The sequence below is a fragment of the Stenotrophomonas sp. PS02301 genome, from assembly GCF_029959485.1.
Classification (GTDB): domain Bacteria; phylum Pseudomonadota; class Gammaproteobacteria; order Xanthomonadales; family Xanthomonadaceae; genus Stenotrophomonas; species Stenotrophomonas maltophilia_Z.
This window is the reverse complement of record NZ_JASCOO010000032.1, coordinates 26,250-40,487: the sequence shown is the minus strand read 5'-3', so window position 1 is coordinate 40,487 and position 14,238 is coordinate 26,250. Positions and strand designations below refer to the sequence as shown.

General features: G+C 68.5%; 10 protein-coding genes. 9 read left to right on the top strand and 1 reads right to left on the bottom strand.

The genetic code is table 11. From position 1 onward, the window contains the following. Positions 1-88 precede the first annotated feature (88 nt). A complete protein-coding gene (locus tag QMX81_RS10215) occupies positions 89-2,485 on the bottom strand; it encodes a ribonucleoside-diphosphate reductase subunit alpha (RefSeq protein WP_282261152.1) in 2,397 nt (798 codons plus the stop codon). A 458-nt stretch (positions 2,486-2,943) separates the two neighbouring features. Between QMX81_RS10215 and QMX81_RS10210 the strand changes: the two genes are divergently transcribed. The 9 genes from QMX81_RS10210 to QMX81_RS10170 all read left to right on the top strand — a co-directional run bounded on the left by QMX81_RS10210 (position 2,944) and on the right by QMX81_RS10170 (position 14,171). After that, entirely contained in the window at positions 2,944-4,143 is a 1,200-nt protein-coding gene (locus QMX81_RS10210) for an MFS transporter (protein WP_282261150.1), read from the top strand. Further along, complete coding sequence (locus tag QMX81_RS10205; protein WP_282261148.1) at positions 4,140-5,318, top strand: isochorismate synthase; 1,179 nt, start codon at positions 4,140-4,142, stop codon at positions 5,316-5,318. Before QMX81_RS10210 ends, QMX81_RS10205 begins: the two co-directional genes overlap by 4 nt. 16 nt (positions 5,319-5,334) lie before the next feature. After that, complete coding sequence (locus QMX81_RS10200) at positions 5,335-6,987, top strand: AMP-binding protein (RefSeq protein ID WP_282261146.1); 1,653 nt, start codon at positions 5,335-5,337, stop codon at positions 6,985-6,987. Continuing rightward, positions 6,987-7,622 carry an isochorismatase family protein gene (locus tag QMX81_RS10195; RefSeq protein WP_282261144.1) on the top strand — a complete coding sequence of 212 codons (636 nt, stop codon included), beginning with the start codon at positions 6,987-6,989 and terminating at the stop codon, positions 7,620-7,622. The genes QMX81_RS10200 and QMX81_RS10195 overlap by 1 nt, the downstream gene beginning before the upstream one ends. Next, positions 7,619-7,870 (top strand): phosphopantetheine-binding protein, encoded by a 252-nt coding sequence (locus QMX81_RS10190; RefSeq protein ID WP_282261143.1) that lies wholly within the window; start codon positions 7,619-7,621, stop codon positions 7,868-7,870. Before QMX81_RS10195 ends, QMX81_RS10190 begins: the two co-directional genes overlap by 4 nt. Continuing rightward, a complete protein-coding gene (locus tag QMX81_RS10185) occupies positions 7,867-11,778 on the top strand; it encodes an amino acid adenylation domain-containing protein (RefSeq protein WP_282261141.1) in 3,912 nt (1,303 codons plus the stop codon). Before QMX81_RS10190 ends, QMX81_RS10185 begins: the two co-directional genes overlap by 4 nt. Further along, the gene (locus QMX81_RS10180) at positions 11,775-12,545 is read left to right on the top strand and encodes a 2,3-dihydro-2,3-dihydroxybenzoate dehydrogenase (RefSeq protein WP_282261140.1); all 771 of its coding nucleotides are present in this window, start codon (positions 11,775-11,777) and stop codon (positions 12,543-12,545) included. Before QMX81_RS10185 ends, QMX81_RS10180 begins: the two co-directional genes overlap by 4 nt. Before the next feature lie 217 nt (positions 12,546-12,762). Then, on the top strand, positions 12,763-13,479 hold the full coding sequence (locus tag QMX81_RS10175) for a response regulator transcription factor (protein WP_282261138.1): 717 nt from the start codon (positions 12,763-12,765) through the stop codon (positions 13,477-13,479). A 176-nt stretch (positions 13,480-13,655) separates the two neighbouring features. After that, positions 13,656-14,171, top strand: coding sequence for a fimbrial protein (locus QMX81_RS10170; protein ID WP_259259932.1), 516 nt, complete (start codon positions 13,656-13,658; stop codon positions 14,169-14,171). The last annotated feature ends 67 nt before the right edge of the window (positions 14,172-14,238 follow it).

Genomic DNA, 14,238 nt, shown 5'->3' with positions numbered 1-14,238 from the left:
GGCGTGGGGGGGGGGGGCCGCCCCGCGGCGGCCACTACCGGTCAGTGCGCTGACGACCAACGGTCGTCAGCTACCGGGCTGACGTACGTCAGCTGCTGCACCATTCGCACTCAGAAATATCGATGTCGTTCGAGCGCACGTAGTAGGTCGTCTTCAGCCCTTCGCGCCAGGCACTCATGTGCAGCGCGAGCAGGGTGCTGGCGCGGATGGTGCTCGGCACATACAGGTTGAAGCTGATCGACTGGTCCACGTGGCGCTGGCGGCGGGCGTTCTGGCGGATGCTGGCGAACTGGTCCACCCGGTAGGCGCCTTTCTCGTAGTACGGGTAGGTCTCCAGCGACAGCCCCGGTGCGGCGACCGGGCGGCGGAAATCCTTCTTTTCTTCGTAGTAGAACGCGCCGTACACCGGATCGATCGAGGCCGTGGAGCCGGCGATCTGGGCGGTGCTCATGTTCGGTGCCACCGCCATCAGCCAGCCGTTGCGCAGCCCGTTGACGCCCACCTGCGCCGCCAGTTCCCGCCAGGCCGGGCTGTCATAGCCACGGGCGCGGAAGTACTCGCCGTTCTGCCACTCACTGCCGACGAACGCGCTGTAGCGCCCCTTTTCCTTGGCCAGGGTCATGCTGGCCTGGATGGTCAGGTAGTTGATGCGCTCGTAGAGGCTGTCGGCGTAGTCCTCGGCTTGGGCTCCGTTCCATTCGATCTGCTGCAGGGCCAGCAGGTGATGCCAGCCGAACGTGCCCAGCCCGATCGCGCGGTACTTGCGGTTGGTGATGGTCGCCTGCGGCACCGGCAGCTGGTTGAGGTCGATCACGTTGTCCAGCATCCGCACCTGGATCGGCACCAGCCGCTCAAGTACATCGCTGCTCAGCAGGTCCGGGGCGGCCGTCACCGCGCGGCCCAGGTTGATCGAAGACAGGTTGCACACCACGAAATCGCCGGCCTGTTTGGTCGTCACGATCTGGTCGCCGCTGATCATCTCCTGGATCATGCGGGTGGGGCTCATGTTCTGCAGGATCTCCGTGCACAGGTTGCTGGAGTAGATGCTGCCGGCATGCTTGTTCGGGTTCATCCGGTTCACTTCGTCCCGGTAGAACATGAAGGGATTGCCGGTCTCCAGCTGGCTGACCATGATCCGCTTGAACAGCTCGATGGCCTTGATCGTGCGCCGGCTGATGCGCTCGTCGGCCACGACCTCCTCGTACTTCGCGCGGAAGCTGCCCTGGCCGCGTTGCTCATCGTGGAAGTCCTGCAGGTACCAGCCCTTGATCCGCTTCACCTCATACGGGTCGAACAGGTACCAGTCGCCGCGCCGCTCCACCGCTTCCATGAACAGGTCCGGCAGGCACACCGAGGTGAACACATCGTGCGCGCGCAGGCGCTGGTCGCCGTTGTTCAGGCGCAGATCGAGGAAGGCTTCGATGTCGCGGTGCCAGACATCCAGGTACACCGCGATCGCACCCTTGCGCTGGCCCAGCTGATCTACGCTCACCGCGGTGTTGTTGAGCTGCTTGATCCACGGCACTACACCGCCGGAGGAATTGGCCACGCCGCGGATCGAGGAACCCGCCGAGCGGACATAGCCCAGATAGGCGCCCACGCCGCCGCCGTGCTTGGAGACCCGCGCCACGTCGGTGTTGGAGTCGTAGATGCCCTGCAGGCTGTCGTCCACCGTGTCGATGAAGCACGACGACAGCTGGCCGCCCACTTTGCCGGCATTGGCAAGCGTCGGCGTCGCCACCGTCATGTACAGGTTGGACAGCGCCCAGTAGGCCTCACGCACCAGCAGCATGCGCCGCCGCCGTGAGCGCTCGCCGTGCTCGTGTTCGTGCTGCATCAGGTACAGCGCGATGGTCAGCCAGCGCTCCTGCGGCAGCTCGTAGACGGCGCGCGAGTGATCGGTGGCGAGGTAGCGGGTGGCCAGCAGGTACAGGCCGTTGTAGGCGAACAAGGTGTCGCGCTCGGGCTCGATCATCTGCCCGGCTTCCTCCAGTTCGTCCTTGGAATAGGCCTTGAGGATGTCGATCGAATACACGTTGCGGTCCGCCAGGCTTTCCTGCAGGCCCACATACGAGCCGTACTTCAGCGTGGCATCGTAGAAACGGTTCTTGCTGGCGCGCTTGTACAGGCGGCGCAGATAGAGGCGGGCGGCGAAGTGCTCCCAGTCCGGCGCGGTCAGGTCGATGCGCGATTCCGCCTCGCGGATCAGCAGGTCCACCATTTCATCGGCGCTGAGCTGCTGGCGGCGTGCGATCTGCCCCAGCACGCTGCGCAGGTAATCGGCCACGTCCAGCTGCGCGAACTCGCCATGCACGCTGTGCACGGTGCGCTCCAGCCGCGCCTGGTCGAACGGCATGCGTCGGTTGCCGCCCTCCTTGGTGATCCACAGCGTCTCACTGCAGGTGGCCGCATCAACGGGGGTGTCCGTGGGCGGGGTGAGGGTCGAAGCGACGGTGTCGTCGGTGTTCATGCGTTCTCCATGCATGGCGCAGAGCCCAGCAGGCGGCGCGGCAGAGCCGTGCGGCAGCCGGACAGAGGGCGTGATTGGTGGGCAGGCCCTGCGTGTGCAGGAATACGTCGCCGCAGGCTCACATCGGTGGCGACGGGCCATGCTTCCAGGCGCCGGTCAGGTGGGCGCAACGGGGCGTTCAACAGCAACGCGGCGTTGCAACGGTGCACCGGGCCTGGCGGAAGCGGGGAGCCGATGGACACAACATAGTGGGGTGGTGTGAGCTCGTCAACCGTATATGTAGTGTCTTTTTGTCGCAGGGGTGGGGGGGGCTGCGCACATGAACACCCCATACAGATTGCACTATCAAACGCAAATGCGAGCCGTTATCATTTGATGAATCACAGGGCGGTGATGCGTTCGCAACCGGATGGCAGAACCGCGCGCGCGTCGGCGCACCGCGTGGTTCAACTTCTTATTGGCTGTGGTGTTCAATGTCTTCACGTCCTGTCGTTTCCGGTTTGCCCGCCCTCGTTTCCGCCGCGTTGCTCGGCACCATGGCGATGATGGCGTTCGTATCCGTGATCGGCCCGGTGGTGCGGGTGTTGGGCCTGGCCGAGTGGCATGCCGGCCTGTCGGTCACCGCGGCCGGTGTGTTGTGGATGCTGTCGGCGCGCCGCTGGGGTGCACTCAGTGATCGCATCGGGCGCAAGCGCGTGCTGCTGATCGCATTGGCAGCCTACGCGGTGATCTACGTGGCGCTGGCGGTGTTCGTGGATGTGGCGCTGACCTCACCGCCAGCGATCTGGCTCTCCGTGCTGGTCCTGGTCGGCACGCGTGCCCTGGTCGGGCTGTTCTACGCCGCCGTGCCGCCGACCGCCGCGGCCATCATCGCCGACCAGGCCGCCCCGGGGCAGCGCGGCAGCGTGATGGCCAAGCTTGGCACCGCCAATGCGCTGGGCATGGTGCTGGGCCCGGCCGCCGCCGGTTGGATCGCCTACCAGAATCTCTCGCTTACCCTGTATGTGGCCGCGTTGTTGCCGTTGTTGTCGCTGCTGATGATCTGGTGGCGCCTGCCGAATACGCCGCCCGTCGCGCCGACGCACACCGGCCCGAAACCAACGCTCGGCCTGGGCGATGCGCGCCTGCGCCTGCCATTGCTGGCGGTGTTCGCCGCGATGATCTCGGTCACCGTCGCGCAGGTGACGGTCGGCTTCTTCGCGATTGATCGGCTGCAGCTCTCCCCGGCAGACGGCGCACGCATGGCCGGGCTGGCCCTGACCGCCGTCGGTGTCGGCCTGATCTGCGCGCAGGGTCTGGTGATGAAGCTCAAGGACATCCGCCCGACGCGCTGGATCCTGGTCGGGGCGCTGATCTCCGGACTGGGCTTTGCGTCGGTCGCGCTGGTCAGTGTGCCGTGGCAGCTGCTGGCCAGTTATGCGATCGCCGCGTTCGGCATGGGGTTCGTGTTCCCCAATTTCCAGGCGCTGGCGGCCGATTCGGTGGAGGCGCATGAGCAGGGCGCTGCGGCAGGTACGGTAGCGTCGGTGCAGGGCATGGGCATGGTGGTCGGGCCGATGATCGGCACACTGTTGTATCGGTGGTCGCCGAGCGCGCCGTACCTGCTGGTGGGCGTGGTGCTGCTGATCCTGGCGGGCTCTGCCGCCCTGCATCGTGCGCGGGGTGCGGCATGAACGAGATGCTCGCCAGCGGCGTGGCCGATGAGATGACCGACACCGCCACCGCTGATGCGGCCGACGCCCCGTACTTCCTGCTGCGCAGCCCGCAGCAGGCGATGGAAGCGCACGGTGTGCGTGCGCGGCTGCCGTCCGGTGCCACCGCCACCTTGGCCGGGCGCGTTGCCGCGTTCTTCGCCGCGCCGCGCTCCGGCCCGCGCCTGCTGGTGGGGGCGGTACCGTTCGATCCCGAGCAGGGCGATGCGCTCTACCAGCCGGATCAGGTGTCTGGCCAGCCCACCGTGGTCCGCGTGGAAACGCCGACCCTCGTTGGCGATGTGCTCGCCGAACCGTCTGCCGATGCGTATGCGCAGGCGGTGGCGGCCGCCGTCACGGAACTGCAGCGCACCGACGGCCCATTGGAGAAAGTCGTGCTCGCGCGCAGCCTGCGGGTCACCACCGCGCAGCCGCTGCATCCGCGCGTGCTGGCCGCACGCCTGGGCAAAGACCCCAGCGTGGCGACCTACGTCGTCCCGGTGCCCGCAGCAGGCACGAACGACGCGGCCTGGCTGGTCGGCGCCACCCCGGAGCTGCTGGTCTCCAGGCGCGGTGACCGTGTGCTCTCGCATCCGCTGGCCGGCTCGGCCCGTCGTTCGGCCGATCCGGCCGAGGATGCACGCGCCGCGGAGACGCTGCTGGCCTCGGCCAAGGATCACGACGAGCATCGCCATGTGGTCGAGGCCATCGTGGCCGCGTTGGCACCGCTGTGCCATCACGTCGAGGCACAGCCGCGGCCGACACTGCACGCCACCGCCACCATGTGGCATCTCGGTACCCGCATCCACGGCACGCTGAAGGATCCTTCGGTGTCCTCGGCCGCCCTGGTCGCGCTGCTGCATCCCACCCCGGCGGTGTGCGGCACGCCGCGCCAGCCGGCACTTGAACTGATCCGTCAGGCTGAACCGGTCGCACGGGGCTTCTATGCCGGCGCCGTCGGCTGGACCGATGCGCAGGGCGATGGCGACTGGTATGTGGCGATCCGCTGCGCACGCGTGCAGGGCACCGAAGTGCGCCTGTATGCCGGGGCCGGCATCGTCGCCGAGTCCCAACCCGATCTCGAGGTGGCCGAAACGGCTGCCAAGTTCATGGCCCTGCTGACCGCGCTCGGCGTCCATGACGTTCGTCCTTTCTGATGTGCGGGAGCTGTCCATGAACGCATCCTTCTCTTCCGCCCGGGTGCCGCTGCGCCAGGTCTGGCCGCCGGCCCTGGCCGCGCGCTATCGTGCGGCCGGCCATTGGCGCGGCGAGACCTTTCCGGGCTTCCTGCGCGAACGCGCCGAGCGCTTCGCCGGCGATATCGCGGTGGTCGGCGGCGATACGCGCCTCACCTATGCCCAGCTGTGGCAGGAGGCCGGCCGCATCGGCGCCGGCCTGCTCGCGCAGGGCTTGATCCCGGGTGACCGGGTGGTGGTGCAGCTCGGCAACGTGCCGGAATTCGTGACCGTGGTCTGCGGGTTGTTCCGCGCTGGTTTGATCCCCGTGTATGCACTGCCCGCGCACCGCATCACCGAGGTTGCGCACTTCGCGCGCAAGGCCGAGGCCAATGCCTATATCGCTGCCTCCAGCTACGAGGGGTTCGATTACCGCACCCTTGCGCGCGAACTGCAGGCGCAGGTACCCGAGGTGCAGCACGTCATCATCGCCGGTGACGCGGCCGGGTTCACCGCGCTGGAGGTGCTGGCGGGCGATCTTGAACAGCTGCCGCTCGATCCCGACCCGCAAGCGGTCGCGTTCCTGCAGATCTCCGGGGGCAGCACCGGCCTGTCCAAGCTGATCCCGCGCACGCACGACGACTACCTGTATTCCTTCCGCGCCAGCAACGCGATCTGCGGCATCACCCAGGACAGCGTCTATCTCGTGGCGCTGCCGGCTGCGCACAACTTCCCGATGAGCTCGCCGGGGTTCTTCGGCACGCTGTACGCTGGTGGCCGTGTGGTGCTGAGCCCGGGCGCGGGCCCGGAGACCGCGTTCGGCCTGATCGCGCGCGAGCGGGTGACCTGTGTCGGCCTGGTGCCGCCGCTGGCGCTGCTGTGGGCGCAGGCGGCCGCCACGACCACGCACGATCTCTCCAGCCTGCAGGTGGTGCAGGTCGGCGGCGCCAAGCTGGTGCCGGAGGCCGCGCGCCGGGTGATCGCCGGGCTGGGCTGCACCCTGCAGCAGGTGTTCGGCATGGCCGAGGGCCTGGTCAACTACACCCGCCTGCACGACAGCGAGGAGATCACCGTTTCCACCCAGGGCCGCCCGATCAGCGAAGACGACGAGGTGCTGGTGGTCGACGACCACGGCAACCCGGTTGCCGACGGTGAGACCGGCCATCTGCTTACCCGCGGCCCGTACACCATCCGCAGCTATCACAACGATCCCGCCGCCAACGCACGCGCCTTCACCGAGGACGGCTTCTACCGCACCGGCGACAGGGTGCAGCGCCTGCCGGGCGGCTATCTGGTGGTGCAGGGCAGGGCCACCGATCACATCAACCGCGCCGGTGAGAAGATCTCCGCCGAAGAGATCGAAGACCATCTGCTGGCGCACCCGAGCGTGTTCGATGCGGCGGTGGTCTCCATTCCCGATGCCTACCTTGGTGAACGCAGCTGCGCCTTCATCATTGCCCAGGGCGAGCCGACCAAGGCCGCCAGCCTCAAGGCGTGGGTGCGCGGCCGTGGCCTGGCGGCGTTCAAAGTGCCGGACCAGATCGTGTTCGTCGATGCCTTCGGCACCACCGCGGTCGGCAAGATCAGCCGCCGCGAGCTGCGTGCCCAGCTGCGCGAACGTTTCATGCAACAGACAGGAGAAACGCGCTGATGGCGCTGCCCAAGATCCAATCGTACCCCCTGCCGACCCAGGCCGAACTGCCCGCCCCGCGCGGCGCGTGGCAGCCGCAGAGCGAGCGCCTGGCGCTACTGGTGCATGACATGCAGCGTTACTTCCTGGCCGCGTTCGCGCCGGATGCCGCGCCGCTGGCACCGGCCGTGGCCAACATCGCCCGCCTGCTCGCGCATTGCCGCGCCCGTGGCATCCCGGTGTTCTACACCGCCCAGCGGGGCAACCAGGATCGCCGCGACCGGGGCCTGCAGGCCGATCTGTGGGGCCCGGGCATGTCCGCCACCGAAGAGCACGAAGCCATCGTCGAGGCCGTGGCCCCGGCGCCGGGCGATCACGTGCTGGTCAAGCACCGCTACAGCGCGTTCCAGCGCAGCAATCTGGAGACGATGATGCGTGCGCGAGGCCGCGATCAGCTGCTGGTCACCGGCGTGTACGCGCACATCGGCTGCACCGCCACCGTCGCCGAGGGCTTCCAGCGCGACATCGAGAGCTTCATCGCCGCCGATGCCGTGGCCGATTTCTCGCGCGCCGATCATGACCTCGCCCTGCACTGGATCGCCCGTACCTGTGGCGTGCCGATGACCACCGATCACCTGCTGGAGACCCTCGCATGACCGCACTCACCCTGGCGCGCATGCGCGCCGATATCGCCGAGATGCTCGGCGAAGCGCCCGAGGACATCAGCACCGAGGAGAACCTGATGGACCTCGGCCTGGATTCGATGCGTGTACTGGGGCTGGTGTTGGCCTGGGGCAACACCGGCATCGCGCTGGAGTTCAGCCACCTGGCCGAGCACGCCACGCTCGGCGGCTGGTGGACGGTGGTGCAGCGCCTGCAGGCACAGGCGGCGGCCAGCGCATGAAGGCCCGTGCGGTACCCGGTGCGGCCGAGCCTATCGTTCGCGGGCTGAGCGAGGCGCAGGCTGGCCTGTGGTACGCGCAGCGCCTGGCGCCGGACAACCCGGCCTTCAACACCGCCCATGCGGTATGGATCGAAGGGGCGCTGGACGTCGCGGCCTTCGTGCGCGCCGCCGATCAGGCCGCGCAGGAAGCCGAGGCACTGGCGCTGCGCATGGTCGAGAGCGCAGAGGGCTTGCCCGTGCAGTGGGTCGATCCACAGCACACGCCGTCGCTGCAGGTGATGGATCTGTCCGATCAGCCGGACCCGGCCGCGGCGGCGCGCGAGGCGATGCAGCGCGACCGCCTCAACCCGGTCGATCCGGCCCGCGACCGGCTCAGCCAGCAGCGTCTGTTCCTGCTGGGCCCGGCACGCAGCGTCTGGTATCTGCGCGTGCACCACCTCGCCACCGATGGCTATGGCATGGGCCTGCTCACCGAGCGGGTCTGCGCGCTGTATGCAGGCAACGCATCACACGCCGCATTGGCGCCACTGGCCCCCGCGTTGGAGGAAGACACCGCGTACCGTGCCAGCGAGCGCCGCACGCGCGATGCCACCTACTGGCGCGAGCTCCTGGCCGATGCGCCGGCCGCCACCGGTCTGCAGGCCGGGCTTGCTGCCGCCGCACCGGATGCACTGCGCCACGTACAGCCGATGGCGCCGGCCCTGCGCGAGCGCCTCCACTCTGCCGCCGCCGCGATCGGCCAGCCCTGGCCGGACCTGTTGACCGCGCTCGGCGCAGAATACTGCCGCCGGATCAGTGGCGAAGCCGAGGCCATCATCGGCGTGCCGTTCATGGGCCGGCTCGGCAGCGTCTCCGCCCGTGTGCCGGCGATGGTGATGAACGTGTTGCCGCTGCGGGTCACGGCCGGGGAAGGCGGCGTCGATACCTTCGTGCGCGATGTCGCCCTGCGCCTGATGCGCGGCCGCCGCCACGGGCGCTATCGCGGTGAGCAGCTGCGGCGTGACCTGGGCTTGATCGGTGGCCAGCGCCGCCTGCATGGCCCGCTGGTCAACGTGCAGCCGTTCTATCGGCCGCTGCAGCTGGCCGGCGTCCATGCCACGCTGGAGGTGCTCTCCACCGGTCCCGTCGATGATGTGACGCTTGGCTTCCGTGGCGACGGCAGCGCCGTGCTCGATCTGGAGATCGAGGCCAATCCTGCGCTGTATACCGCCGCGCAGGTGCAGGCGCACGCCGCACGGCTGCTGCATTTCGTGTCGGCCGCGCTGCAGGTGCAGGCCGCTGGGGGCGACATCGCTTCGGTGCCGCTGTGCACGCCAGAAGAAGCGCAGCGCTATCTATATGACATCAACGCCACCGCGCACCCCGTGCCCGAGGTCAGCCTCGCCGCACTGATCACCGCGCGCATGCACCGAACGCCCGAGGCCGTCGCCGTGGTCTTCGGCACGCAGCAGCTCACCTACGCTGCGCTGGAGCAGCGCAGCCGTGCCTTGGCGCTGCAGCTGCAGGCGCAAGGCGTCGGCCGCGAGGCGAGGGTGGTGGTCGCGCTGCCGCGCTCGCTGGAGCTGATCATCGCCCTGGTCGCGGTGCTGCGGGCCGGGGGTGCTTACCTCCCGGTGGATCTGGCCCACCCGGACGAGCGCCTCGCTCGGATCCTGCGCTCGGCCGAACCGGCGTGCGTCCTGGCCCTGGAGCAGGACCGCGTCCGCTTCCCGGGCACCGCCGTGCTCCCCCCCTCGCAATGGCAGCACGCCAGCGACGCGGCACTCGGCACGGCACCGGCGCCCGCAGACGCGGCCTACGTCATCTATACCTCCGGCTCCACCGGCGAGCCCAAGGGCGTGTTGATCGAGCACCGCGCCATCGTCAACCGCCTGGAGTGGATGCGCGAGCACTATGCCTTCCAACCGGACGACCGCATCCTGCAGAAGACCCCGGCCACCTTCGATGTCTCGGTCTGGGAGTTCTTCCTGCCGCTGATCAGCGGGGCGACGCTGGTGGTGGCACCGCCCGAGGCGCATCGCGATCCCCTGGCGCTGGCCGCATTGATTCGCGAGCACGTCATCACCACCCTGCATTTCGTGCCGGCCATGCTGGCCGCGTTCCTGGCGGCCCCGGCCGCACGTGGGCTGCAACTGCGACGCGTGTTCACCAGTGGCGAAGCACTCGATGCCGCGTTGCGTGACCGCTTCCATGCCACCGTCCACGCCGAGCTGCACAATCTCTATGGCCCCACCGAGGCGGCCGTGGATGTCAGCTTCTGGCCGGCCAGCCGCGACGACACCTCCGCGCCGGTGCCGATCGGCCATCCGGTCTGGAATACCCGCCTGTATGTGCTCGATGCCCGGATGCAGCCGCTGCCGCCCGGCGTGGCCGGTGATCTGTATCTCGGCGGCGTGCAGCTGGCACGTGGCTATCTGGGCCGCGACGACCTCACCGCCGAGCGCTTCCTGGCCGATCCGTTCGTGCCCGGGGGGCGCCTGTACCGCACCGGCGATATAGCGCGCTGGCGCGAGGATGGGGCCGTGGAGTACCTCGGCCGCAATGACTACCAGATCAAGCTACGCGGCCTGCGCATCGAACTCGGCGAGATCGATGCCGCACTGCGCTCTGCACCCGGCGTCACCCGCGCCGAAGTGCTGCTGCGTGAGGACCGCCCGGGCGAGGCGCGGCTGGTGGCCTACCTCAATGCCGGTGGCCCGGAGCAGGAAACGCTGCGTACCCATCTGGGCGCGCGCCTGCCGGACTACATGGTGCCCAGCGCCTTCGTCGCAGTGGAACGCTGGCCGGTCACCGCCAACGGCAAGCTGGATCGCGCCGCGTTGCCGGCGCCCACCCAGGCAGTCTCCACGGGCGTGGCGCCGGTCACTGCAACTGAGCAGGCGTTGGCCACGCTGTTCGCACAGACCCTCTCGCTGAGCGCGGCGGTGAGCGCCGACGCCGATTTCTTCGCGTTGGGCGGTGACTCGCTCAGTGCCGTGCACCTGTTGCTGGCCATCCAGCAGCAGTGGCGCTGCGACCTCGGCCTGGGCGCGGTGTTCGCCACCCCGACCGTGGCCGGGCTCGCGGCACGGATCGATGCGCCGCCGGCTGCTGCCGATCATGGCCTCGCGCCGATGATCCGGCTGGCCAGGGGCGATGCCGCGCTTGCGCCGCTGTTTGTGATCCATCCCGCAGGCGGCATCGCCTGGAACTATCGTGACCTGGCCCGGGCGCTGTCTCCCACGCGCGAGGTGCAGGGCCTGCAGTCGCCCGTGCTCGATCCCGACCCGCCGCTGCCCACCAGCATCGAGGCCTTGGCCGCGGACTATGCAGCGCGCATTCTCGCGTTGGGTCGGCCCGGCCCGGTCCATCTGCTGGGCTGGTCGGTCGGCGGCATCCTCGCCCAGGCGATGGCGGTGCACCTGCGCGGCCTCGGCCATGAGGTGGGCGTGCTGGCGCTGCTCGATGCGTACCCCAGCGAGTGCTGGCGGGCCGAGCCCGAGCCGGACCCGATCGCCGCGCTGCGCGCCTTGCTCGCCATCGCCGGCCACGATCCGGATGCACACCCCGAGCTGGACACCCGCGCGCGCATCCTGGCCTTCCTGCGCCGCGGCGACAGTGCGCTGGGCAACCTGCCGGATGTCGTCCTCGATGGCGTGGTCCGGGCGGTCACCGGCACCAACCGCCTGATCCGCGCCCATCACCACACGCACTACGAGGGTCCGCTGCTGCACGTCCGGGCCGGCCGCGACCACCTCAACCGCCCGCAGTTGCAGTCGGCCCTGTGGCAGGCCCATGCAGCGCAGGTGGAGGCGATTGAACTCCCTTATCTGCACGCCGAGCTCACCGGGCGCGATGCCGTGGCGCAGATCGCGCCGTGGCTCGATGCGCACCTTCAGCGGCACGACGCACTCAGGACATCGGCATGAAACTCACCGGATTCGACGGCACCATCGCCCTGGTCACCGGCGCCAGCGGCGGCATCGGCGCGGCCCTGGTCACCTTGTTGCGTGACAGCGGCAGCATCGTGGTCGCCACCGATATCACCGCGCCCGTGCTCGAGCAGCGGGCAGGGCAGCCGCCCCTCCACGCCCGCGCACTGGATGTCACCGATTCCGGCGCGGTGGAGGCGCTGGTCGAGTGGATCGAACGCGAGATCGGCCCGATCGGCTTCGGCGTCAACGTGGCCGGCGTACTGCAGGTCGGCACCGTCACCGGCATCGATGATGCGCAGTGGCGGCAGGTCTTCGCGGTCAACACCGATGGCGTCTTCCACGTCTGCCGGGCACTGGCCCGGGTAATGAGCCCACGCCGGGCCGGTGCCATCGTCACCGTCAGCTCCAACGCCGCAGGCGTCCCGCGCCACGGCATGGCCCCCTACGCCGCCTCCAAGGCCGCCGCGACCATGTTCACCCGCTGCCTGGGGCTGGAACTGGCACCGCTGGGCATCCGCTGCAACATCGTCGCCCCGGGTTCCACGCTCACCCCCATGCAGACCGGCATGTGGGCCGACGACCACGGCGCGGAGCGGGTCATCGCCGGCTCGCTGGAGACTTACAAGGCCGGCATTCCACTGCGCAAGCTGGCCACCCCGGACGACATTGCCCAATCGGTGATGTTCCTGCTCTCCGACCAGGCCGGGCATATCGCCATGAGCGATCTCTACGTGGACGGCGGCGCGACGCTGCGCGGGTGACCGGCAGCCGCCGTCCTCCTTCCCGAGGCAGGGCGTTCAGGCGCAGACCGTAGCGCTGATCGTGGCTGGCAATAGTGATAGCCACTGCAGAACGCGAATTATGCAACTCGAGTCATAGAGGCCGGGCAGCGACTTCTCCTATCCTCAAGGTGTCCCCGGTCCTCGGGGAACGCGCTGCCTGCTGCGTCGTTGAGCGCCCCGCGACAAGGTCGCCCGCTTGACCCACACCGCAGTTACCGCCGCAGGACGCGGCGTGAGCAATCAATGCGCGCGCACCGATTCCAACGACGAGGTCTTTGCCATGAAACGCATCCTGCTGGCGGACGACCATCCCGTCGTCCGCACCGGTCTCCGCTCGGTTCTTGCTCACGTACCGGAGTGGGCGATCGTCGGTGAGGCGGCCGACGCCGCGCAGCTGGAGGATCTCCTGCTCCTGCACCCCTGCGAACTGGTCATCACCGATCTCTCGATGCCCTTCGGGCAACGGCCGGACGGCGTTCGGATGCTGGCCGATATCCGCCGCAATCATCCACGGGTGCGCCTGCTCGTGGTGACCTCCTTCAGCAATCTTGTCGTGCTGCGCGCGGTGGCGCGGCTGGGGGTTGAAGGCATCCTTGAGAAAACCTGCGCATTGGTGGTACTCACCGAGGCCGTCAGCACGGTCCTGGCGGGCGGCCGCTTTTACTCCGGCGATCTGGCCCAGCGGCTCAAGGCGTCCGCCACCGGCACGCGTGCGCTGAGCGCCAAGGAAAGCGAGGTGGTGCGGCTGATGGCACACGGCCTGAGCATCAAGCAGATCGCCGACATCCATCGGCGGACGGTCAGCACCATCAGCCGGCAGAAAGGCACCGCGATGAAGCGGCTCAATCTGAAATCCGACTACGAGCTCATGCTCTATGCCAAGTCCATCGGCCTGTCGCCCAGCGGAAGTTGAGCCGCGCAGAGTGCGAACAGGTTCGCCCTTCTCGAAAGTAACGGAATTTTATCAAGTTGTTGCATGGTGCCGCGCAACGCGGCTGCCTAGTGTGAGGTGCTGGTCGGGAAGGGCGCGCAGCGCTCCCCACGTTTCCCGGCCAGCCTCCCCAACTACAACACCAAGGAAAGAACCCGATGAACCTGATCACCAAGCTGTTCGCTGCCGCTGCCCTGGCAACCGCGTCGATGTCCGCCCATGCGGTACAGGCCGACATCACCGTCTGGGCCGATATCGACCCGACGCTTGCGCTGCTCAAGGCCGATGGTACCCCGCTGAGCGATGTGGTCGAACTGGGTTACCGTGCGGGTAGCGGCACCACTGCCGGCCTGGTGCCGTGGACCGACCAGGTGCGCGTGTTCTCCAACGACATCACCAAGGACATCACCGTGCGCCTCGGTTCGGCACCCAGCCTCATCCCGACGATGGCAGGCCCGACCGCAACGGCCGTGCCGCTGTCGGTCCATCTGAACTCGGTCGCGCTGACCGCCGCCGGCGTGGATTTCACTGCCGCCTCGCTGTTCCCGGGTTCCAACTATCCGGGCGCCTCGATCGTGCTGCCGCTGACGATCTCGCAGACCACCGCAGGCCCGATCGCCGTTGCCGGCCGCTATGAAGGCATCGTCAGCCTCGTCATGGTGCAGAAGTCGTAACAAACGCCTGTGCAGTGCAGCCGCCGCCTGACCGGGCGGCTGCGCTGTGGGCTACCTGCCATGCACA

Coding starts and splice junctions, on each gene's coding strand:
- QMX81_RS10210 (WP_282261150.1), top strand. CDS start 2,944: ATGTCTTCACGTCCTGTCGTTTCCGGTTTGCCCGCCCTCGTTTCCGCC.
- QMX81_RS10195 (WP_282261144.1), top strand. CDS start 6,987: ATGGCGCTGCCCAAGATCCAATCGTACCCCCTGCCGACCCAGGCCGAA.
- QMX81_RS10215 (WP_282261152.1), bottom strand. CDS start 2,485: ATGCATGGAGAACGCATGAACACCGACGACACCGTCGCTTCGACCCTC.
- QMX81_RS10200 (WP_282261146.1), top strand. CDS start 5,335: ATGAACGCATCCTTCTCTTCCGCCCGGGTGCCGCTGCGCCAGGTCTGG.
- QMX81_RS10170 (WP_259259932.1), top strand. CDS start 13,656: ATGAACCTGATCACCAAGCTGTTCGCTGCCGCTGCCCTGGCAACCGCG.
- QMX81_RS10190 (WP_282261143.1), top strand. CDS start 7,619: ATGACCGCACTCACCCTGGCGCGCATGCGCGCCGATATCGCCGAGATG.
- QMX81_RS10205 (WP_282261148.1), top strand. CDS start 4,140: ATGAACGAGATGCTCGCCAGCGGCGTGGCCGATGAGATGACCGACACC.
- QMX81_RS10185 (WP_282261141.1), top strand. CDS start 7,867: ATGAAGGCCCGTGCGGTACCCGGTGCGGCCGAGCCTATCGTTCGCGGG.
- QMX81_RS10180 (WP_282261140.1), top strand. CDS start 11,775: ATGAAACTCACCGGATTCGACGGCACCATCGCCCTGGTCACCGGCGCC.